Here is a 21,446-nt window from a genome sequence, read left to right as displayed (position 1 = left end):
CTGCCTCGTCAGACGTTGAAGCGGAACTCCACGACGTCCCCGTCGGCCATGACGTAGTCCTTGCCCTCCATGCGGACCTTGCCGGCAGCCTTCGCCTCCGCCATCGACCCGGCGGCGACGAGGTCCTCGAAGGAGACCACCTCGGCCTTGATGAAGCCCCGCTCGAAGTCGGTGTGGATGACGCCCGCCGCCTTGGGCGCGGTGTCGCCGACGCGGATCGTCCAGGCACGCGTCTCCTTGGGCCCGGCGGTGAGGTAGGTCTGCAGCCCGAGGGTGTGGAACCCCTTGTGCGCCAGCTGGTCCAGTCCCGGCTCCTCGACGCCGACGGACTCAAGCAGCTCGCGCGCGTCCTCGTCGTCGAGCTCCGCGACCTCGGACTCGAGCTTCGCGTTGAGGAAGATCGCCTCGGCCGGCTCGACGAGCGCCTGCATCTCGGCCTGGAACGCCTCGTCGGTCAGCTGGTCCTCGTCGACGTTGAAGACGTAGAGGAAAGGCTTGGTCGTGAGCAGGCCGAGCTGGCGGGCAAGCTCCATGTCGACACCGGCGGCAGCGCCCTTCGCGAAGAGGGTGTCGCCGGCCTCGAGGACGCCGCGCGCCGCGAGGGCGGTGTCGAGCACGGCCTTGTCGGTCTTCTTGCCCTTGACCTCCTTCTCGAGCCGCGGCACCGCGCTCTCGAGCGTCTGGAGGTCGGCGAGGATCAGCTCGGTGTTGATCGTCTCCATGTCGGAGGCCGGGGCGACCTTGCCGTCGACGTGCGTCACGTCGTCGTCGACGAAGGCGCGGACCACCTGGCAGATCGCGTCGGACTCGCGGATGTTCGCGAGGAACTTGTTGCCCAGCCCCTCCCCCTCGCTCGCGCCACGCACGATGCCGGCGATGTCGGTGAAGGACACCGTCGCCGGGAGGATGCGCGCGCTGCCGAAGATCTCGGCGAGCTTCGCGAGCCGCGGGTCGGGCAGCGGGACCACGCCGACGTTGGGCTCGATGGTCGCGAAGGGGTAGTTCGCGGCCAGGACGTTGTTCTTCGTCAGCGCGTTGAACATCGTCGACTTGCCGACGTTGGGGAGACCGACGATTCCGATGGAGAGTGCCACGGGTTCAGGAGTCTAGTCGGGGCGAAGGGGTGAGCCGCTCACCCCTTCGTCCGGTCGCCCCCTCGGGCCACCCAGGCCCGCAGGCCACGTCGGGTCAGCCACCAGAGGAGCCCACCCCAGACGACGACGGCGAGCGGCGGCAGCCAGCGGCCGTTGGACAGGCCCATGGGCACGAAGAGCAGGCCGACGAGAGGCGGCATGGCCAGCAGCAGGAGGACGCCGTCCTTGACGACCTCGCGACCCCAGACGTCGAAGAGGGAAGGTTCACGGGCGCTCACGAGGTCACGTCGGAGTTCTCGAGGTACATGGTGCCCTCGACCCGCCCGAGCGCGACCTCGGCGAGCATCCGCGTGGTGTACGGCGCGACACGCTCGGCGATCACCTCGACGCCGGACCAGTGGACGCCCTTGATCTCGCGCCTCTGGAAGACCGCGGCATCCGTGAAGGAGCGGTCCACCACCCCGAGGTCGAAGAGCACGAGCAGCGCGTCGTCCCAGCCGCGGTAGGGCGGGAGCCAGTTGACGGCGAGCAGTCCCTGGACGGTGACGTCGAGACCGAGCTCCTCCTTGACCTCGCGCACGACGCAGGCGGCCGGCGACTCCCCCGGGTCGACGACGCCGCCGGGCAGGTCCCAGTCCTTCTTGTAGACGAGCTCGCAGAGGAGCACCTCGTCGTCCTCGGTCCGCAGGACGCCCTGGGCGATGACGCGCTTCTTCGGCAGACGCGAGTTGAGGACGCGGATGAAGGCCCGGCGACCCTTCTCGGAGGCGAGATCGGGCCCCTGGTCGCCCTCGGGCCCCTGGACCTCGTCCTTGACCTCGTGCTCCGTGCGCTCCAGCCGTGCCATGCCCCGACCCTACGCGGACCTCCTGCTCCCAGAGGTGCGAGCGCCAGCGAGGCTCGAAGGGCTGTCGGTGGTCCCTGGTTGGGTGGCACCCATGGAGATGCTCTTCGTGGGACTGCTCATCGGGCTCGTCGTGGGTGCGCTGCTCGCCTGGTCGTGGGCCCGGGCTGCGGCCGCCTCGGCGGGGGCAGCCACGGCCGCCGAGCTCGCCGGGACCCGGGCAGAGCGGGACGGGCTGCGTGAGCGCGTGGTCGACCTGGAGGCGGCGGTGAGCGACGACGCCCAGACCGCGGCGGCGCTGACGCCGCTGCAGGCAGCGCTGCGTCGCGTCGAGGCCCAGGTCGAGACGCTGGAGCGCGACCGGGTCGACCAGTTCGCGACGGTCCGTGAGGCACTCGGCCGGGTCGAGGAGTCCACGTCCCTGGTGGGGCGCGAGACGGCCTCGTTGGCCGGGTCCCTGCGGGTGTCCTCGGTCCGGGGGAGCTGGGGTGAGGTCCAGTTGCGCCGGGTCCTCGAGGTGGCCGGGCTGATGGCGCGGTGCGACTTCGACGACCAGGTGAGCGCGGTGACGCGCGAAGGGGTGGCCGTACGGCCCGACGTCGTCGTCGCCCTCCCCGGTGGCAAGGTCCTCGTCATCGACGCCAAGGCGCCGATGAGCGACTGGCTCGCCGCGCAGGCGGAGGGCCTCGCCCCGCCGGAGCAGGCCGCAGCGCTCGACCGTCATGCCGCGGCCCTGCGCCGGCACGTCCAGAGCCTGGAGTCCAAGGAGTACTGGACCGCCTTCGACGTCACCCCCGAGATGGTCGTCTGCTTCGTCCCGACGGACGCGACGCTCGCGGCCGCCCTGGCGAAGAACCCTGGCCTGCACGAGGAGGCGATGCGGCGCAAGGTCGTGCTGGCATCGCCCAGCACGCTGCTCGCGCTGCTCCGCACGGTCGCCTTCACCTGGCAGCAGGACTCGCTGACCCGCAGCGCGCAGGAGCTGCTCGCCCTCGGGACCGAGCTGCACGCCCGGCTCGGCACGCTCGGCGGTCACGTGACGAAGATGGGCGACTCGCTCCGGCGCAGCGTCGAGAGCTACAACGCCATGGTCGGCACGCTCGAGACCCGCGTCCTCGTGAGCGCGCGGCGCTTCACCGACCTCGGGATCGCGCAGGACGAGCTGTCGCGGCTCGCACCGACAGATGCCGGGCCCCGGGTGCTCACCGCGCCCGAGCTGCTCGACGCGGTGACGGCCGAGGACGGACGGCCCGAGATCGACCTCGACGGACTCCGGTCAGACGAGACCGCCCCGGTGGACCCCGCGCGTCGCCACGCAGGCTGAACGCCTCACGGCAGGTCGAGCCGGCGGGCGAGCGGCACCCCCGGCCGGTACGCCAGGTGCGTGTGGCTCGGGGCCTCGAGCACTGCGAGGTCCGCGCGCGACCCGACGACGAGCCGGCCGATGTCGTCTCGACGCAGCGCCCGCGCCCCACCGGCGGTCGCGGCCACCACGGCTTCTGAGGGAGTCAGCCCCATCTCACGGACCGCGAGGGCGATGACGAAGGGCATGGACGTCGAGTAGCAGGTGCCCGGGTTGCAGTCCGTCGCGAGCGCGATGCTCGCGCCGGCGTCGAGGAGCGCCCGGGCGTCCGGGTACGGCGAGCGGGTCGAGAACTCCACGCCCGGCAGCAGCGTCGCGGTCGTCGTCGCCGCGGCGCCCACGAGAGCCTCGACGTCCGCGCCGGAGAGGTAGGTGCAGTGGTCGACGCTGGCGGCCTCGAGCTCGCAGGCGAGCTGCACCCCGGGGCCGTGGTCGAGCTGGTTGCCGTGGACCCGCAGCCCGAGCCCCGCAGCGCGACCGGCCTCGAGCACGCGGCGCGACTCCTCGCCGTCGAAGGCGTGGGCCGAGGCCGGCTCGCAGAAGACGTCGACCCAGCGGGCGAAGGGGGCGCACGCGGCGAGCATCTCGCCGGTCACGAGGTCGAGGTACCCGGCCCGGTCGTCGGCGAAGGCGGGGGGCACGACGTGCGCACCGAGGTAGGTCGTCTCGTCGGTCACCTCGCGCGCGATGCGCAGGGCGCGGGCCTCCTGCTCGGCGTCCAGCCCGTAACCGGACTTGATCTCGACCGTGCCGGTCCCCTGTGACCGCATCTCGGCGACGCGCGCGGCGACGAGACCGCGCAGCGCGTCGTCGGTCGCCGCCGCGGTCGCCGCCACAGTGGTCGCGATCCCGCCGCCGTCGTAGGCCAGCCCACTCATCCGGGCGGCGAACTCCGCCGACCGGTCGCCGGCGAAGACGAGGTGGGCGTGGCTGTCCACGAAGGCGGGGAGGACGCACCGGCCCTCGACGTCGACGACGCGGTCGGCAGCCGGCGCCCCGGCCTCGGGACCGACCCACGCGACCCGGTCACCCTCGATGACGAGCGCGTGACCGGCGCAGGCGCCCGCTCCCCCTTCGCCCGTGCCGTCGCAGGTGACGAGCTCGCCGATGCCGCTGACGAGGGTGGCGCTCATGAGGCCCCCCTCGCGGCGCTCGCCCGGGTGATGATCCGGTGGACAAGCCGGGCCGCGACCTTCGCGGTCCGGTCGTCGACGTCGAGCCGCGGGTTGAGCTCGGTGACGTCGAGGTGCACGAGGCGGCCGCTGTCGGCCACGGCGTCGCAGACCGACTGGATGACGAAGGGGGGCACTCCCAGTGACGCAGGAGCGCTCACCCCGGGGGCTGCGGAGGCGGGCAGGACGTCGAGGTCGATCGAGAGGTAGACCTCGTCGAGCCCGTCGAGGAAGCGCCGGACGAAGGCGACCGGGGTCGAGGGCTCCTGGCACTCGTCATCCAGGAGCCACTCGGCACCAAGGTCGCGCGCGGTGGTGAAGAGCGCCCCCGTGTTGCCGGTCTCGCTGATGCCGACCACGGCGTAGCGGACGGGTAGCCCGCGGTCCTGCCGGTCGCGCGCGACCTGGAGGAAGGGGGTGCCGGACGTCGCCCGGTCGGCCTCCCGGAGGTCGAAGTGTGCGTCGAGGTTGAGGACGCCCAGCCCCGGGTGCGCGCCCAGCCCCAGGTAGCTGCCCCACGCCGTCTCGTGACCACCGCCGAGCACGACGGTCAGCGGGGCGTGCTGACGGGCTGCCTCCACCGCCTGCCCGAGTCGTCGCTGACCGTCCTCGAGATCCGCCCCGTCCACGACGACGTCGCCGTGGTCGAGGACGGTGAGCTCACCGTGGACGGCGAGGGACGCGAGCGCCGTCCGCAGGTGCGACGGCCCCTCGGCCGCTCCAGCACGTCCTCCGTTGCGGCTCACGCCCTCGTCGCTCACGAAGCCGACGATCGCCGCGTCCGCGGGGCCGGACGGCGCGACCGTCCGCCAGAAGCGCTGGTGCTCGGGGCCGTGCCCGTCGTCGCGCCCGCTCCAGTCGAAGGTCGTCACGCGTCCATCCTGTCGTCCCGCACGCGCGGCGTCATCGGGACGCGCACCCCACGCTCCGCGGCGACCTCGACCGCCCGCGAGTAGCCGGCGTCGACGTGCCGCAGCACGCCCATGCCGGGGTCGTTGGTGAGGAGCCGCTCGAGCTTCTGCGCGGCGAGGTCGGTCCCGTCGGCGACACCCACCTGCCCGGCGTGGATCGAGCGACCGATGCCGACCCCGCCGCCGTGGTGGATCGACACCCAGGTCGCACCCGACGAGGTCGCGGTGAGCGCGTTGAGCAGCGGCCAGTCGGCGATCGCGTCGGAGCCGTCGAGCATCCCCTCGGTCTCCCGATAGGGCGAGGCGACCGAGCCGGAGTCGAGGTGGTCGCGCCCGATGACGATGGGCGCCGTGACCTTGCCGTCGCGGACGAGCTCGTTGAAGAGCATCCCGGCCTGGTGGCGCTCGCCGTAGCCGAGCCAGCAGATCCGCGCGGGCAGCCCCTCGTACTCGACGTGCTCGGCCGCGGCGTCCAGCCAGTGGTGCAGGTGCTCGTCGTCCGGGAAGAGCTCCTTGAGCGCCGCGTCGGTGACCGCGATGTCCTCGGGGTCGCCGGACAGCGCCACCCAGCGGAAGGGTCCGAGCCCCTCGCAGAAGAGCGGGCGGATGTACGCCGGGACGAAGCCGGGGAACTCGAAGGCCCGGCCGTACCCCGCGTGCCGCGCCTCGTCCCGGATCGAGTTGCCGTAGTCGAAGACCTCGGCCCCCTCGTCCTGGAACCCGACCATCGACTCGACCTGCGCGGCCATCGACTCACGGGCCTTCTTGGTGAAGCCCTCCGGGTCGGCCGCGGCCTCGCGCTCCCACTCGTCCGTCGCGTACTCGACCGGGAGATAGCTCAGCGGGTCGTGCGCGCTCGTCTGGTCGGTGACGACGTCGACGGTGATCTCGCCCGCCTGGTGGCGCCGCAGCACCTCGGGGAAGACCGCGGCAGCGTTGCCGACCAGGCCGACCGACAGGGCACGGCGCTCCCCCTTCGCCTCCTGCAGGCGCGCGAGCGCCGTGTCGAGGTCCGGGGCGACCTCGTCGAGGTAGCGCTTGGAGACCCGACGCTGCAGGCGGGCCTCGTCGACGTCGACGACGAGCACGGCGCCACCGTTGAGCGTCACCGCGAGCGGCTGGGCGCCGCCCATGCCGCCGCAGCCACCGGTGATCGTCAGCGTGCCGGCCAGGGTCGGCTCGGGGATGCGCCCGTCGGCGTGCATCTTCTTGGCCACCGCGGCGAAGGTCTCGAAGGTCCCCTGGAGGATCCCCTGGGTCGCGATGTAGATCCACGACCCGGCCGTCATCTGGCCGTACATCATGAGACCTTCTGCCTCGAGCTTGCGGAACTCGGGCCAGGTGGCCCAGTCGCCGACGAGGTTGGAGTTGGCGATGAGCACGCGGGGTGCCCACTCGTGGGTGCGGAAGATGCCGACCGGCTTGCCCGACTGCACGAGCAGCGTCTCGTCCGGCTCGAGGTCGGCGAGGCTGGCGACGATCGCGTCGAAGGCCTCCCACGAGCGCGCCGCCCGGCCGGTGCCGCCGTAGACGACGAGGTCGTCGGGACGCTCGGCGACCTCGGGGTCGAGGTTGTTCATGAGCATGCGCAGCGGGGCCTCGGTCTGCCAGCTCTTGGCCGTGAGGTCGGTGCCGCGCGGGGCACGGACGGGGCGAGCGCCTTCCATGGTGATCTCCTGTCAGTGCAGCGGGCCGGTGACGGACTCGGCCGCGAGGACCGGGCCGCCGTCGTGGACGGTCATGAAGCAGGCGCCGAGGTCCTGCGCGAGGAACCGGTCTGGGCCCGGTGTCGTCGGGCCGAGCGAGTCGAGCTCGGCGATGACGGCGGCGGTCGCCGGGGATGGCTCGAGCGGGGCCCGGAGCTGGATCCCTCGGGCGGCTGCAACGAGCTCGACGGTGAGCACCCGAGCGAGCCCGTCGACCACCGTGCGCAGCTTGCGGCCGGCGTGCCAGCCCATCGACACGTGGTCCTCCTGCATCGCGCTGCTCGGGATCGAGTCGACGCTCGCCGGGGCGGCGAGGCGCTTGAGCTCGCTGACGATCCCGGCCGCCGTGTACTGCGCGATCATCAGTCCGGAGTCCACGCCCGGATCGTCCGCGAGGAAGGGCGGCAGCCCGTGGTTGCGCGCGACGTCGAGGAAGCGGTCGGTCCGCCGCTCGCTCATGCTCGCGACGTCGGCGGCGACGATCGCGAGGAAGTCGAGGACGTAGGCGACCGGGGCCCCGTGGAAGTTGCCGTTGCTCTCGACACGTCCGTCGTCGGTGACGACCGGGTTGTCGATCGCGGCCGCGAGCTCGCGCTCGGCCACGGTCAGCGCGTGCGCGAGGGTGTCCCGCGCGGCGCCGTGGACCTGGGGCGCGCAGCGCAGGGAGTACGCGTCCTGGACCCGGGTGCACGCCTCGGGGTCACGGTGCGAGTCACGGATCGGGCTGCCCGAGAGCACCGCCCGCATGTTGGCCGCCGAGAGCGCCTGGCCCGGGTGCGGGCGCAGTGCCTGGAGGTCGGCAGCGAAGACGTCGTCGGTCCCGAGCAGCCCCTCGACGCTCATCGCGCAGGCGATGTCGGCCGTCGTCAGCAGGCGCCGCAGGTCGACGATGGCCAGGGCGAGCATCCCGAGCATGCCGTCGGTGCCGTTGATGAGGGCCAGGCCCTCCTTCTCCTCGAGCTCGACGGGGTCAGCCCGGCGCGCGCCAGCGCGGCGGCCGCGTCCTCGACCCCTCCGTCAGCCGAGCGGACCATCCCTTCGCCCATGAGGACGAGCGCGCAGTGCGACAGCGGGGCGAGGTCACCCGAGCAGCCGAGGGACCCGAACTCGTGGACGACCGGCGTGATGCCGTGGTTGAGCAGCGCGACGTAGAGGTCGAGCGTCTCCGGACGGATACCGGTGTGCCCGGTCGCGAGGGTCTGGATGCGCAGGAGCATGAGCGCGCGGACGACCTCGTCCTCGACCGGGTTGCCCATGCCGGCGGCGTGACTGCGCACGAGCGAGCGCTGCAGCTGGGCTCGCTTCTCGAGCGGGATGTGGGTCGTCGCGAGCGCGCCGAAGCCCGTCGAGACGCCGTAGTGCGGCACCGTGTCGTGGGCGAGCTGCTCGACGACGGCGCGGGCGTGGGCGACCTGGCCCTGGGCCGCATCGGAGATATCGACGCGGGCGCCGTGCCGAGCCACGGCGGCGACCTCGTCGACGGTGAGCGGACGGTCGCCGACGGTGACCTCGTCGACGCAGGGGACGTGCTCGGGATGGCGCATGCTCCTCAGCGTGGACCCGCGACGCGGCCGGCGCCATAGCGGCGCAGCCGGTTGTGTCTGGCATGCCAGACGCCCGCTAGGGTCCCGGCATGGGCAACGCGACCGGTGCGGTGAGGGCGCTCGACGTCCTCGAGCTCCTCGGCCGACGCGGGGAGCCGCTCCCCGCCACCACCCTCGCGCGCGAGCTCGGCCTCCCGCGATCCACCGTCTACCACCTGCTCACGGTGCTCACCGAGCGCGGTTACGTCACGCATCTCGCGGAGGAGCGCCGCTACGGTCTCGGCGTCGCCGCGTACGAGCTCGGCTCGGCCTACCAGCGGCAGGCGCCGCTGCAGCGCATCGCCCGCTCGATCCTCGACCGTCTGGCCGACCGGACCGGCCACAACGCCCACCTCGCGGTGCTCCACGGCCGTGACGTCCTCTACGTCATCGAGCAGCGCGCGCCCTCCGGGCCCGTCCTCGTCACCGACGTCGGCGTCCGTCTCCCCGCGACGATCACGGCCACCGGCCTCGCGATGCTCGCGGCCCTGCCTCAGGCGCAGGTGCGGGCGCTCTTCCCCGACGCGGCGAGCATCGTGCAGCGCGACGGACGCGGACCGGCCGGCCCCAGTGCTCTCGCCCGCGAGCTCAGGGCCACCCGGGCTCGGGGGCACGCCCTCGAGGAGGACCTCGTGACGCCGGGGCTGCGCTCGGTCGCGCACGCCGTCCTCGACCGCTCAGGTCACCCGGTCGCGGCGGTAGCCGTCACGTACAGCACGCCGGTGGACGACGAAGGGGCCCTCGTCGCGGCCGTCGGCGAGGCCGCCGACGAGCTCGCGAGACGGTTGCGGGGTCAGGCCCGCCGCTGACGCTCGGGCGCGAGGAGGCTCAGTGCAGCTGGCCGGCGTCAGCGAGCGAGCCGGCGTCGTGCTTCATCTTGTCGCTGAGGCCGGCGGCCTTCAGGTCGCGACGCAGCTCTATCGGGAGGGCGAAGAGGAGGGACTCCTCGGCCGCGACGACCGGCTGGACGTCCTCGTAGCCGCGGGCGGCGAGGTACTCGAGCACCTCCCGGACGAGGATCTCGGGCACCGAGGCGCCGGAGGTGACGCCGACCGTCCGGACGCCGTCGAGCCAGGCCTCGTCGATCTCGTCGGCGTAGTCGACGAGGTACCCCGCGCGGGAGCCGTGGTCGACCGCGACCTCGACGAGGCGCACGGAGTTGGAGGAGTTGCGCGATCCGACGACGATCATGAGGTCGCAGTCCTGCGCCATCTGCTTGACCGCGAGCTGACGGTTCTGGGTGGCGTAGCAGATGTCGTCGCTCGGCGGGTCCTGCAGCTGGGGGAACTTCTCGCGCAGCCGGCGGACCGTCTCCATCGTCTCGTCGACCGAGAGCGTGGTCTGGGACAGCCAGACGACCTTCTCGGGGTCGCGGACGGTGACGTTCTCGACGTCGTCGGGACCGTCGACGAGCGTGATGTGCTCAGGCGCCTCACCGGCGGTGCCGATGACCTCCTCGTGGCCCTCGTGGCCGATGAGCAGGATGTCGAAGTCGTCGTCGGCGAAGCGCACGGCCTCACGGTGGACCTTCGTCACGAGCGGGCAGGTCGCGTCGATCGTCTTGAGCGAGAGGGCCTTGGCCTCCTCGTGGACGACGGGGGCGACCCCGTGGGCGGAGAAGACGACGGTCGCGCCCTCGGGCACCTCGTCGGTCTCCTCGACGAAGATCGCACCCCTCTTCTCCAGCGTCGTCACGACGTGCTTGTTGTGGACGATCTCCTTGCGGACGTACACCGGGGGGCCGTAGAGCTCGAGCGCCCGCTCGACGGTGACGACGGCGCGGTCGACGCCGGCGCAGTAGCCGCGGGGCGCCGCGAGCAGGACCTTCTTGGTGTCAGACATGCCTCTCATCGTAGGTGAGCCTCCTGGGCGCCCCCTGACCGCGCGGACCCGGCCGGCACCCCTTCGCGTCGGTGGCGCCCCCTAGGCTGCCGCCATGACCCGCCCCCTCCCCGAGCGCGCCGCCGACACCACGGCCGAGCAGCCGTGGCCGGTGCGCGTGCTCTCAATGAAGATCCAGGACTACGTCGACAAGATGTCGGTCACGTGGGTCGAGGGGCAGGTCGTCCAGCTCAACCGACGGCCCGGGTCGCGCTACGCCTACCTCACGCTGCGGGACGCGGACGTCGACATGTCGCTCTCGTGCTCGGTGCAGGTGCACGCCCTCGACGCCATGGCCACGCCGCTGCAGCAGGGTGCCCGGGTCGTCGTGCAGGCCAAGCCGTCGTACTGGACGCAGCGGGGCTCGCTGTCGATGGACGTGCGGCAGATCCGTCCCGTCGGCATCGGCGAGCTCCTCGCCCGGATCGAGTACCTGCGCCAGCACCTGCTCGCCGAGGGGCTCTTCGACGCCGACCGCAAGCGGTCGCTGCCCTTCCTGCCCCGCCGGGTCGGGCTCATCTGCGGGCGGGCCAGCGCCGCCGAGCGCGACGTCGTGGAGAACGCGCACCGCCGCTGGCCGGGGCTGCCCTTCGAGATCCGGGCCGTCGCCGTCCAGGGGGCGCCGGCGGTGACCGAGGTGGTCGCCGCGCTCGAGGAGCTCGACGGCGACCCAGAGATCGACGTCATCGTCATCGCTCGTGGGGGTGGTGCCGTCGAGGACCTGCTCCCCTTCAGCAACGAGACGATGGTCCGAGCCGTGAGCCAGGCACTCACCCCGGTGGTCAGCGCGATCGGGCACGACGTCGACCGTCCGCTGCTCGACCTCGTCGCCGATGCGCGGGCCTCGACCCCCACCGACGCGGCCGCCCTCATCTGCCCCGACCACGCCCTCGAGCGACGCACCGTGCACGGCGCGCTCGACCGGGTGCGGGGCCAGGCCCGCACGACGGTCGACCGCGAGCGCCGCGGCCTGGTGCAGCTCACCTCGCGGCCGGCCCTGGCCGACCGCACCTCGCTGGTGCGCACCCAGCGTGAGGTGATCGAGACGCTGCGCCACCGGGCGCGCTCTCGCACCGAGACGATGATCCATCGTGAGCGCGACCGGGTGAGCTACCTCCGCGGGCAGGCGCGCATCCTCTCGCCGCAGTCGACGCTCGACCGGGGCTACGCGATCGTGCAGCACCACGACGGCAGCGTCGTCCAGTCCCGCACCGACGTCGAGCCCGAGGAGCTGCTGCGGGTCACGGTCGCCGACGGCGACTTCGCCGCGGCCGTCGTCGGTGGTGGCTCGTAGGGTGTCGGCATGAGCAGCGAGAGCAGCGCCCCCCGGCCCGTCGCCGAGCTGACCTACGAGCAGGCCCGCGACGAGCTCGTCGCTCTCGTCGCGACGCTGGAGTCCGGACGCACCGGCCTCGAGGAGTCGATGCAGCTGTGGCAGCGCGGCGAGGAGCTCGCCGCGCACTGCAGCGGCTGGCTCGACCGGGCCGAGGAGAGTCTCCAGACGGGCGGTCCTGCATCAGCAGCCGACGAGGTGGCGGCCGAGGACTGACGCGACCGGGTCAGGGCTGCGTGATCTCGACGGCCTCGAGGTGGTTGGCGAAGGTCTCGAGCTGCTCGAAGGTCCCCGTGCCGGTGACCAGGGTCGTCAGCTCGCCCTCCCCGGTCTGACGGTGGACGAGGCTGCGCTGGACCTTGCCCTCGCGGTCCCGCTTGAGCCAGGCGCGGCCGTCCTCGGTCGTCACCTTCCCGACCTGCTTGCCGTTGTTGGTCATCGTGCTGACCCACGAGTCGGTGGCGTCAGCGACCTGCTGGACCGCGACGTACTGGCCGTCCGGGGTCGTCCAGGTCGCGCTCCACATCATCAGCTGGTCCTTGGAGCGGACGTAGCGGTACGAGGTGGGCGTCCAGCCCTCCGGGAGGCCGGCGGCGTACTCGAAGGGCTGCCCCGCCTGCCGGGCGTGCTGCTCGACAGCGGCGACCACGTCGACCTGCTCGGCCGTCACCGAGCTGGTCCGCGAGATCATGAGGAAGAGCGCCGCCGTGATCGCCCCGATGACGAGGAGCGACCGGAGGATGTTGGCGACCGACCCCTTCGCGTAGTGGCTGACCGAGCTCTGACTCATGCGGGAGATTCTCGCATCCCCCGAGGAGCCGGCCGGACGCCGACCCCGATTACGGGAACGCCCCGACGTCTCCCCCTTCGCCCTCGATAGGCTCGGGAGGACCGGCTCAGCCGCCGCCCGACGACGCGCACCCGACGTAAGGACCACGCCATGCCCACGACGACCCCCGACCGCAACCTCGCCCTCGAGCTCGTCCGGGTCACCGAGGCCGCCGCGATGGCGGGTGGCCGGTGGGTGGGCCGCGGCGACAAGAACACCGCGGACGGCGCGGCCGTCGAGGCGATGCGCGCGATGATCTCGACCGTCCAGATGCGCGGGGTCGTCGTCATCGGCGAGGGCGAGAAGGACGACGCCCCGATGCTCTACAACGGCGAGGAGGTCGGCAACGGCGAGGGGCCCGCCTGCGACGTCGCCGTCGACCCGATCGACGGCACGACCCTGACGGCCAAGGGCATGACCAACGCCGTCTCCGTCCTCGCGGTCGCCGACCGGGGCAGCATGTACGACCCGAGCGCCGTCTTCTACATGGACAAGCTCGTCGCCGGCCCGGAGGCCGCCGACGTCGTCGACATCCGGCTGCCCGTCAAGGAGAACATCCGCCGGGTCGCGAAAGCCAAGGGCGAGGAGGTCGAGGACGTCACCGTCGTGATGCTCGACCGGCCCCGCCACGAGCAGCTCGCCGCGGAGGTCCGCGACGCCGGCGCCCGCATCCGCTTCATCTCCGACGGGGACGTCGCCGGCGCGATCGGCGCGGCCCGTGACGGCACCGGCATCGACCTGCTCCTCGGCGTCGGCGGCACCCCCGAGGGGATCATCACCGCGTGCGCGATCAAGTGCATCGGTGGGGTCATCCAGGGCAAGCTCTGGCCGACCGACGACGACGAGCGCCAGCGTGCGATCGACGCGGGCCACGACCTCGACGCGGTCCTCACGACCGACGACCTCGTCCGGACCGACAACTGCTTCTTCGTCGCCACGGGCATCACGGACGGCGAGCTGCTCCGCGGGGTCCGCTACCGCTCGGGTGGCGCGACGACCCACTCGCTCGTCATGCGCAGCCGCTCGGGCACGATCCGCACGGTCGAGGGCCATCACCGCCTCACCAAGCTCGAGCAGTACGCCTCGCTGAGCCAGGGGTGAGCACCGAGCACGACCCGGTGCTCGTCGTCGGCGAGGCCCTCGTCGACATCGTCGAGCGAGACGGGTCGACGAGCGAGCACGTCGGCGGCAGCCCCGCCAACGTCGCCATGGGCCTGGCCCGCCTCGGGCACCACACCTCGCTCGCCGCCTGCATCGGGGACGACGAGCGCGGCGCGGTCGTGGCGAGGCACCTCGCCGACCGCGGCGTGTCCCTCGCGCCGGGCACCGTGCGTCCCGGCCGCACCTCGACGGCGCTCGCCGCGATCGGCGCCGACGGCGCAGCGGAGTACACCTTCGACCTCGACTGGGACCCGGCGCTCGAGAGGCTCACGCCTGCCTCGCACGTGCACACGGGGTCGTTGGCCACGGTGCTGGCCCCGGGGTCGGCGGGGGTCGTCGACCTGCTGGTGCGGCTGGCTGGTGGGGCGACGGTCTCCTACGACCCGAACATCCGCCCCTCGGTCGTCGGCGATCCTGCGGCCCTCGTCGACGGGGTCGAGCACGTCGTCCGGCTCAGCGACGTCGTCAAGGCGAGCGACGAGGACGTGGCCCTGCTCTACCCGCAGCTCTCCCTGGGCGACGTGCTCGAGCGCTGGCTCGCGCTGGGGCCGGCGCTGGTCGTCGTGACCCGCGGTGCAGCCGGTGTCGTGTGGCGGTCGACGTCGGGCGCCCACGGGTCCTCCCCCACCCGGGCAGAGCGGGTCGTCGACACCGTCGGCGCAGGCGACTCCTTCATGGCCGGGTTGCTCTCCGGCCTGCTCGACGCCGACCTGCTCGGGGGCCCGCACGCAGCGGAGTCGCTTCGCCGGGCCGGCAGCCCGGCCCTCGAGGCCGCGATCGAGCGTGGCCTGACCACCAGCGCCCTCACCGTCTCCCACCCCGGCGCGTACGCCCCCACCAGATCCGAACTTCCCTAGGTCTCTGTCAGACACTTGGGAATGTTCTGGGGCGGGTTGCCAGATCCCTGAGCGGATGAGTGGGCCATCCCGTCCCGATCATCCGGCGCTCCCCCTTCGCCCAGACTCGTGGGCAGCCCGGCCAAGGGGGCGAACCTCGCCCCGCCCGCCCCGCCCATCCGGCCCGGCCCGGCCCCTCACGATCCGCCGAGGTTCCTGACAATGCGCTCGCGAATGTTCGTGAGCGTCTGACAGAAACCTAGGGAGATTCGGATCTGCGGGAGGGACGGCGAAGGGGGTGAGCCGGCGGGTCTGCCGGCTCACCCCCTTCGGTCGTACGGTGAGCGTCAGCCCTTGAGGCCACCTGCGAGCAGGCCGCGGACGAAGTACCGCTGCAGCCCGAGGAAGACCGCGACGGGCACGATCATCGAGACGAAGGCACCGGCCGAGAGGACGTGCCACGCCGACCCGCGCGTACCCGACAGCTCGGCGATGTGCACCGTCAGCGGACGCAGGTTGATGTCGCCGCCGAGGAAGACGAGCGAGACGAGCAGGTCGTTCCACACCCACAGGAACTGGAAGATCCCGAAGGACGCCAGCGCCGGGCCGATGAGCGGCATGAGCAGCTGGAAGAAGATGCGGACGTGACCCGCACCGTCGACCCGGGCCGCCTCCATGAGCGAGGCCGGGATCTCCTTCATGAAGTTGTGGATGAGGAAGATCGCCAGCGGGAGCGCGAAGATCGTGTGGGAGATCCACACGGTCCAGTACGACCCCTCAAGGCCGGCGCTCGTGTACAGCCGCAGCAGCGGGATGAGCGCCACCTGCAGCGGGACGATCTGCAGTGCGAAGACCGCGACGAAGAGCCAGTTGCGGCCCGGGAAGTCGATCCACGCGAAGGCGTACGCCGCGAGCGAGGCGAGCAGCAGCGGCAGCAGCACCGCCGGGACGGTGATGACGAGGCTGTTGACGAAGAAGTCGAGCAGCCCCTGGTTACCGCCCGGGCTCAGCGCCGCCTGGTAGTTCTCCAGCGTGTAGCTCCCCGGCGAGGTGAAGGAAGTCCACCAGCCAGAACGGTTGATGTCCCGCTGCTCGCGGAAGGAGGTGACGAGGAGCCCGAACGTCGGGATCGTCCACAGCACCGCGATGACGATCGCGATGAGCGAGGCGATCGGGTTGGACAGGAAACCCTTGGCCCGGGAGGCAGCGCCGGAGCTCCGTCGCCTGCCGGCCTTCGTGACCGTCGTGTCGTTCAGCTCGCCACCGTCGACGGGAGTGGGGATAGTGCTCATCAGGCGTCCTTCCTCATCTGGATGACGTTGTACGTGACGATCGGGACGACGAGCACGAAGAGGATCACGGCCAGCGCGGACGCCAGACCGGGTCGGTTCTGCGAGAAGTACGCCGAGTAGAACTCGTTGGCGACGATCGAGGTCTCGAACTGCCCACCCGTCATCGTGCGGACGATGTCGAAGACCTTGAGCGTGCCGATACCGATCGTCGTGAGGACCACGACGACAGCCGGGCGGATCGCCGGCAGCGTGATGAACCGGAAGCGCTGCATCGGGTTGACGCCGTCAAGCTGGCTCGCCTCGACGATGTCGTCCGGGATCGCCTTGATCGCCGCCGAGAGGATCGTCATGGCGAACCCGGCCTGGATCCACACCATGACGATGATGAGGAAGAAGGTGTTCATCGGTATGTCGAGCAGGAACTGCCTGGGCTCGATCCCCACCGCGTTGAGCAGCGCGTTGAGGACACCGATCTGGGGCCGGAAGGACGGCTTGTACTCGTAGACGAACTTCCAGATGATCGACGCGCCGACCATGGAGATCGCCATGGGCAGGAACACGAGGGCTTTGGCAGCCTTCTCCCACGGCGAGCGGTCCACGACGATCGCGTAGACGAGGCCGATGGCCGTCGCGAGCACCGGCACGAGGATGACCCACAGTGCGGTGTTCTTCAGGACGGTGAGGTAGGCCGACTGGGTGAAGATGTCGACGTAGTTCTGCAGCCCGTAGCCACCCGAGCCGTCCTCGACGAAGGAGTCACGGATCGTCAGGAGCGCCGGGTAGATGAGCCCCACCATGATGAAGAGCACCGCCGGCAGCACGAAGCTGCCCGCCTGGATGCGCTCCCCCACACGGCCGCTGAAACGGGCCGCGATGACCAGGATCCCCACGAAGACGACGGCGAAGATCCCGAGGGCCACGAGCATGAGCCCGAGCTTTTCGACTGTTGACATAGATCAACCTTCCTTCCTCAACTCCAGCGGGACGGGCCCGGGGACACCCCGGACCCGCCCCCTGGTGCTGAGCGTCAGGTCGTCACTTGGACGACGCGGGCCAGCTCTTCTCGATGGCGTCAAGGACGGCCTTGTCGTCCTTGTCGGTGGCGATCCAGTTCGTCATCTCCTTCCAGAAGGTGCCGGAGCCGACGGCACCGGGCATCTGGTCGGATCCGTCGAAGCGGAAGACGGCCTTCTCGTCCTGGAGGGTCTCCGCGGCGAGCTTGTCGAGCGGGGACTTGAGGTTGGCGACGTCGAGGCCGGTGTTGGCGCTGACCCATCCGCCCTCGGTGTTCTTGGCCTTCTCGTTGGCCCAGACGTCCGAGGACAGGTAGGTCTGGAAGGCCTGGACCTCGGGACGGTCGTCGAACGCGGCGATGAACTCGCCACCACCGAGGACGGGCTTGTCACCCTCGGCCTCCAGAGCCGGGAGGTAGAAGGCCCAGACGTCGGCGTCCTCGCCGACCTCTGCGCCGGCCTCGACCCAGTTGGCCGCGTAGAACGAGGCCTGACGGTGCATGTAGCACATGCCGTCGAGGATCGGCAGGCCGCCGGCCTGGAACTCCGTCGTGGCGATCGTGCGGACGTCACCGAGGCCACCGTTGACCATGGCCGGGTCCTTGAGGATCTTGCCCATCTCGCCGAGGGCCTCGACGACCTGCGGGTCGTTGAAGGGGATCTCGTGGTTGACCCACTGGTCGTAGACGTCCGGGCCGGCCGTGCGGAGGATGATGTCCTCCATCCAGTCGGTGGCCGGCCAGCCGGTGGCGTCACCGGAGGCGATACCGGCGCACCAGGGCTTGACGCCCTCCTCGCCCTTGGTGTCCTCGGCGATCTTCTTCGAAAGGTCCATCATCTCGGACCAGGTCTGCGGGACCTCGTAGCCCTTCTCCTCGAACATCGAGGGGCTGTACCAGACGAAGGACTTGACGTTGGCGCCGAGCGGGGCGGCGTAGAACTTGCCGTCGACCGTGCCGTAGGCCTTCCAGTCCTCACCGAAGAACTTGTCGACGTTGGCCGCCGTCTGCGCCGGGGCCTCCTTGACCTTGCCGGTCTCGACGAGGGTCTGGAGCAGACCCGGCTGCGGAATGATCGCGAGGTCGGGGGCGTTGCCACCCTTGACGCGGACCTGGAGCTGGGCCTCGAACTCCTTGGAGCCCTCGTAGGTCACCTCGACGCCGGTGCAGTCCTCGAAAGGCTTGTACGACTCGATGTGGGGGGTGTCCTCGGGCGTGATGATCGAGGTGTAGATCGTCACCTTCTTGCCGTCGAGGTCACCGAACTCCTCGTAGACGCTGCAGTCGATCGCGTCGCCGCCGCCGGCACTGCCGCCGTCCGCGTCATCGTCGGAGGAGCTGCCGCCGCAGGCGCTCAGGCCGACGAGCGCGATGGCGGCCATGCCGATGGCTGCCTTGGGGCGCCGGAGGGAAGTGGACCTCATCATTGATCACCTTGCTCTGATCCGTAGCGTCGCCGGACCTCGGCGGCGCACCGGCCTGACGACCGGGCGGTCGTACGGACGAGCCAACTCGTGCGCGAGACCTGCTCCGCCAGTGAACCCCCTCGGCGTGACGGTGGCCACGATTACCAACAGATTCGGCGTAACGATCCGGTAACCCACCCGTGACCGGACGAAGGGGTGAGACGTCACCTCGTCGCGTCAGGGACGGGACGCCCGGTGGGCCCCCACGACCTCGGAGTACCAGCGACCGGAGTCCTTGACGGTCCGCTCCTGCGTGGGGAAGTCGACGTGGACGATCCCGAAGCGCCGGTCGTAGCCGAAGGCCCACTCGAAGTTGTCGAGCAGCGACCAGGCGAAGTAGCCGCGCACGTCGGCGCCGGCGTCGATCGCGTCGGCCACCGCGCCGATGTGCCCCGAGTAGTAGGCCGTCCGGCCCACATCGTGGACGCGACGCTCTCCCCCTTCGTCCACCACGACGTCCTCGTAGGCCGCGCCGTTCTCGGTGACGACGAGCGGGACCTCCGGATACCGCGACGACAGGTCGGCGATGAGCGCGGTGAGCGTGGCCGGCTCGACGTACCAACCCATCCGCGTGTACTCGCCCTCCGGCTCGTCGAAGCCGACGCCCTCGACGCCGACCCACGGCGAGGCGGCGCCCTCGCCGTGGCCGCCGGACCCGCCGACCTCACCGGGGGCGAGCGCCCGGGCGATCATCGGCGTGTAGTAGTTGATGCCCAGCGCGTCGAGCCGGACGTGGGCGGTCTCGACGTCCCCGTCGAGCACGAACGACCAGTCCGTGATCGGCGCGGTGTCCTCGAGGACGTCCTGCGGGTAGGCGCCCTCGAGCATGGGCCCGGTGAAGAGCCGGTTGCCGAGCCCGTCGATCCGCCGGGTCGCCTCGACGTCGGCCGGGTCGCCCGGGTCCGAAGGGCGTACCGCGTGGACGTTGAGGGTCACCGAGATCGGTGTGTCCTCGCCGAGCTCGGCGCGGATCGCCCGGGCCCCGAGACCATGGGCGAGGTTGAGGTGGTGCACCGCGGCGAGCGCGGCGGCCGGCTCGGTGCGGCCCGGGGCATGGTGGCCGGAGGCATAGCCGAGGTAGGCCGTGCACCACGGCTCGTTGAAGGTCGTCCAGGTGCCGATGAGGTCACCGAGCTCCCTGGCGCAGATCGCCGCGTAGTCGGCGTAGCGCAGCGCCGTCTCCCGCGAGGGCCAGCCCCCGGCGTCCTCGAGCGGCTGCGGGAGGTCCCAGTGGTAGAGCGTCACGAGAGGCTCGATCCCGGCCTCGCGCAGGCCGGTGAGCAGCCGCCGGTAGAAGTCGACGCCCTCGCGGTTGACCGCGCCCGACCCGTCGGGCTGGATCCGCGGCCAGGCGAGCGAGAGTCGGTAGCTGTCGAGACCGAGCTCGCGCATCAGCGCGATGTCGGACTCCCACCGGTGGTAGTGGTCGCAGGCGACGTCGCCGGTGTCGCCGTTGAGCACCCGGCCCGGCGTGCGGCTGAAGGTGTCCCAGATCGAGGGGCCCCTCCCCCCTTCGTCCGCGGCCCCCTCGACCTGGTAGGCGGCCGTCGCCGACCCCCAGCGGAAACCGTCGGGGAAGCGGGCGGCGAGGGCGGCCGGGTCGGTGATCTCGTACGTCATACGCGCACGCTAGCCCGACCGCCCTCCGCGCGTCAGGAGGCCCGCTCCGAGCGTGACTCGCCCTGCTCGTCCGGGTGCTTCTCGGTGTCGCGCACCTCATGGTTGCGGGCCCGCTCCAGGGCGCGCTTGCGGTCCTCCTCGGACTGCTTGTCGATCTCGGCGGCCCTGTCCTCGTCCCGGGTGAGGTTGTCCCCGCTCTCGGGGTCGAAGACGTGCATGAGCGCCGGGTTGAAGACGAACTCCGCGTCCTCACCCTCGCGGACGCGGCTGCGGGCGTCGAGGTTGACGATCATCTGGCTGCGCATCCCCTCGCCGTCGAGCTCGCGATCGAGCTCGTCGAGCTTGCCCTTGACCGCCTCGTCGGCCTCGAAGGGGATGTACGCGTACTGCTCGTTGCCCAGCCACTCGGTGACGTCGACGGGGGCGCTGAAGCTCACGCCGTCCGTGACGTCGTCACCGAGCGAGGAGTCCTTGATGTACTCCGGCCGGATGCCGACGATGACGAGGTCCTTGCCCTTGACCTTCTCGGCGAGGTCGTCGGCGATCGGGACCCGGCAGAACGGCAGCTCGAGCTCGTTGCCGTCGACCCGCGCCGGCAAGAAGTTCATCGGCGGGGTGCCGATGAAGCCGGCCACGAAGAGGTTGACCGGCTGCTCGTAGAGCTCACGGGGCGAGGCGCACTGCTGCAGGACGCCCTTCTTGAGGACGGTCACCCGGTCACCGAGGGTGAGCGCCTCGGTCTGGTCGTGGGTCACGTAGATGGTCGTCGTGCCCATGCGGCGCTGCATGCGCGCGATCTCGGTGCGCATCTGCCCGCGGAGCTTGGCGTCGAGGTTCGACAGCGGCTCGTCGAAGAGGAAGGCATCGGCGTCCCGAACGATCGCCCGCCCCATCGCCACTCGCTGCCGCTGGCCGCCGGAGAGGTTGGCGGGCTTGCGGTCGAGGTGGTCGTTGAGCTCGAGCATCTCGCTCGCGGCGAGCACCTTGTCCTTGATCTCGTCCTCGCTGTGCTTGCCCTTGGCCAGGCGAAGGGGGAAGGCGATGTTCTCGAAGACGGAGAGGTGGGGGTAGAGGGCGTAGTTCTGGAAGACCATCGAGAGGTTGCGGTCACGCGGCGACAGCTCGTTGACCCGCTTGCCGTCGATGAGCAGGTCGCCCTCGGTGATGTCCTCGAGCCCGACGACCATGCGCAGCAGGGTCGACTTGCCGCACCCGGAGGGGCCGACGAAGATCATGAACTCGCCGTCCTTGATCTCCAGGTTGACGTCCTTGATCGCGTGGTAGCCGTCACCGTAGGTCTTGTCGATGTTCTTGAGAGTGATCTCAGCCATGGGGTGTTCTCT

19 protein-coding genes and 1 pseudogene are annotated in these 21,446 nt (G+C 71.2%); 6 read left to right on the top strand and 14 right to left on the bottom strand.

The genetic code is table 11. The features are described 5' to 3' along the window. Positions 1 to 8: 8 nt before the first annotated feature. Genes ychF through JNO54_RS05665 form a run of 3 tightly spaced genes read right to left on the bottom strand, consistent with a single transcriptional unit; the run spans position 9 to position 1,941 of the window. On the bottom strand, positions 9 to 1,094 hold the full coding sequence (gene ychF / locus JNO54_RS05675; RefSeq protein ID WP_204143015.1) for a redox-regulated ATPase YchF: 1,086 nt from the start codon (positions 1,092 to 1,094) through the stop codon (positions 9 to 11). Positions 1,095 to 1,132: 38 nt separating this feature from the next. Beyond that, positions 1,133 to 1,372: a hypothetical protein gene (locus tag JNO54_RS05670; RefSeq protein WP_204143014.1), complete on the bottom strand. Its 240-nt coding sequence runs from the start codon at positions 1,370 to 1,372 to the stop codon at positions 1,133 to 1,135. Continuing rightward, complete coding sequence (locus JNO54_RS05665; RefSeq protein WP_204143013.1) at positions 1,369 to 1,941, bottom strand: NUDIX domain-containing protein; 573 nt, start codon at positions 1,939 to 1,941, stop codon at positions 1,369 to 1,371. The genes JNO54_RS05670 and JNO54_RS05665 overlap by 4 nt, the downstream gene beginning before the upstream one ends. A gap of 91 nt (positions 1,942 to 2,032) precedes the next feature. Between JNO54_RS05665 and JNO54_RS05660 the strand changes: the two genes are divergently transcribed. Continuing rightward, positions 2,033 to 3,262: a DNA recombination protein RmuC gene (locus JNO54_RS05660; RefSeq protein ID WP_204143012.1), complete on the top strand. Its 1,230-nt coding sequence runs from the start codon at positions 2,033 to 2,035 to the stop codon at positions 3,260 to 3,262. 5 nt (positions 3,263 to 3,267) lie between these two features. Here the strand turns inward: JNO54_RS05660 and hutI are convergent, their stop codons facing one another. The 4 genes and pseudogenes from hutI to hutH form a co-directional block, all read right to left on the bottom strand. After that, positions 3,268 to 4,434 (bottom strand): imidazolonepropionase, encoded by a 1,167-nt coding sequence (hutI, locus tag JNO54_RS05655; protein ID WP_204143011.1) that lies wholly within the window; start codon positions 4,432 to 4,434, stop codon positions 3,268 to 3,270. Beyond that, complete coding sequence (gene hutG, locus JNO54_RS05650) at positions 4,431 to 5,345, bottom strand: formimidoylglutamase (RefSeq protein WP_204143010.1); 915 nt, start codon at positions 5,343 to 5,345, stop codon at positions 4,431 to 4,433. The genes hutI and hutG overlap by 4 nt, the downstream gene beginning before the upstream one ends. Then, positions 5,342 to 7,057, bottom strand: a complete 1,716-nt coding sequence (hutU, locus tag JNO54_RS05645; protein ID WP_204144570.1) for a urocanate hydratase — start codon at positions 7,055 to 7,057, stop codon at positions 5,342 to 5,344. Before hutU ends, hutG begins: the two co-directional genes overlap by 4 nt. A 6-nt stretch (positions 7,058 to 7,063) precedes the next feature. Beyond that, positions 7,064 to 8,634, bottom strand: a pseudogene (hutH, locus tag JNO54_RS05640) (histidine ammonia-lyase). A gap of 89 nt (positions 8,635 to 8,723) precedes the next feature. On the opposite strand from hutH, the gene JNO54_RS05635 reads away from it, so the two are divergent. Beyond that, positions 8,724 to 9,482: an IclR family transcriptional regulator gene (locus JNO54_RS05635; protein ID WP_204143009.1), complete on the top strand. Its 759-nt coding sequence runs from the start codon at positions 8,724 to 8,726 to the stop codon at positions 9,480 to 9,482. A 19-nt stretch (positions 9,483 to 9,501) separates the two neighbouring features. On the opposite strand, the gene JNO54_RS05630 is transcribed toward JNO54_RS05635, so the two are convergent. Then, positions 9,502 to 10,515 (bottom strand): 4-hydroxy-3-methylbut-2-enyl diphosphate reductase, encoded by a 1,014-nt coding sequence (locus tag JNO54_RS05630; protein ID WP_204143008.1) that lies wholly within the window; start codon positions 10,513 to 10,515, stop codon positions 9,502 to 9,504. A 94-nt stretch (positions 10,516 to 10,609) separates the two neighbouring features. Here JNO54_RS05630 and xseA point away from each other — a divergent pair, with 94 nt between their 5' ends. Beyond that, positions 10,610 to 11,848: an exodeoxyribonuclease VII large subunit gene (gene xseA, locus JNO54_RS05625; protein WP_204143007.1), complete on the top strand. Its 1,239-nt coding sequence runs from the start codon at positions 10,610 to 10,612 to the stop codon at positions 11,846 to 11,848. 9 nt (positions 11,849 to 11,857) lie between these two features. After that, on the top strand, positions 11,858 to 12,103 hold the full coding sequence (locus tag JNO54_RS05620; protein WP_204143006.1) for an exodeoxyribonuclease VII small subunit: 246 nt from the start codon (positions 11,858 to 11,860) through the stop codon (positions 12,101 to 12,103). A gap of 10 nt (positions 12,104 to 12,113) precedes the next feature. On the opposite strand, the gene JNO54_RS05615 is transcribed toward JNO54_RS05620, so the two are convergent. Next, complete coding sequence (locus JNO54_RS05615; RefSeq protein WP_204143005.1) at positions 12,114 to 12,677, bottom strand: DUF4245 domain-containing protein; 564 nt, start codon at positions 12,675 to 12,677, stop codon at positions 12,114 to 12,116. A 150-nt stretch (positions 12,678 to 12,827) separates the two neighbouring features. On the opposite strand from JNO54_RS05615, the gene glpX reads away from it, so the two are divergent. Together glpX and JNO54_RS05605 are read left to right on the top strand one after the other, a co-directional pair. Further along, a complete protein-coding gene (glpX, locus tag JNO54_RS05610; RefSeq protein WP_204143004.1) occupies positions 12,828 to 13,817 on the top strand; it encodes a class II fructose-bisphosphatase in 990 nt (329 codons plus the stop codon). Next, on the top strand, positions 13,814 to 14,734 hold the full coding sequence (locus JNO54_RS05605; RefSeq protein WP_204143003.1) for a carbohydrate kinase family protein: 921 nt from the start codon (positions 13,814 to 13,816) through the stop codon (positions 14,732 to 14,734). Before glpX ends, JNO54_RS05605 begins: the two co-directional genes overlap by 4 nt. A 326-nt stretch (positions 14,735 to 15,060) precedes the next feature. On the opposite strand, the gene JNO54_RS05600 is transcribed toward JNO54_RS05605, so the two are convergent. The 5 genes from JNO54_RS05600 to JNO54_RS05580 form a co-directional block, all read right to left on the bottom strand. Further along, positions 15,061 to 16,005, bottom strand: a complete 945-nt coding sequence (locus tag JNO54_RS05600) for a carbohydrate ABC transporter permease (protein WP_204143002.1) — start codon at positions 16,003 to 16,005, stop codon at positions 15,061 to 15,063. Beyond that, positions 16,005 to 16,958 (bottom strand): carbohydrate ABC transporter permease, encoded by a 954-nt coding sequence (locus JNO54_RS05595; protein ID WP_204143001.1) that lies wholly within the window; start codon positions 16,956 to 16,958, stop codon positions 16,005 to 16,007. Before JNO54_RS05595 ends, JNO54_RS05600 begins: the two co-directional genes overlap by 1 nt. 82 nt (positions 16,959 to 17,040) lie before the next feature. Next, positions 17,041 to 18,441 (bottom strand): ABC transporter substrate-binding protein, encoded by a 1,401-nt coding sequence (locus JNO54_RS05590; protein ID WP_204143000.1) that lies wholly within the window; start codon positions 18,439 to 18,441, stop codon positions 17,041 to 17,043. Between the two features lie 219 nt (positions 18,442 to 18,660). Then, positions 18,661 to 20,103: a GH1 family beta-glucosidase gene (locus JNO54_RS05585; RefSeq protein ID WP_204142999.1), complete on the bottom strand. Its 1,443-nt coding sequence runs from the start codon at positions 20,101 to 20,103 to the stop codon at positions 18,661 to 18,663. Between the two features lie 32 nt (positions 20,104 to 20,135). After that, a complete protein-coding gene (locus tag JNO54_RS05580; RefSeq protein WP_204142998.1) occupies positions 20,136 to 21,434 on the bottom strand; it encodes an ABC transporter ATP-binding protein in 1,299 nt (432 codons plus the stop codon). Positions 21,435 to 21,446 lie beyond the last annotated feature (12 nt).

It is taken from the genome of Janibacter endophyticus, from assembly GCF_016888335.1.
Classification (GTDB): Bacteria; Actinomycetota; Actinomycetes; order Actinomycetales; family Dermatophilaceae; genus Marihabitans; species Marihabitans endophyticum.
Note: the sequence above shows the minus strand (reverse complement) of the source record. Positions and strands in the feature narration are given on the sequence as shown.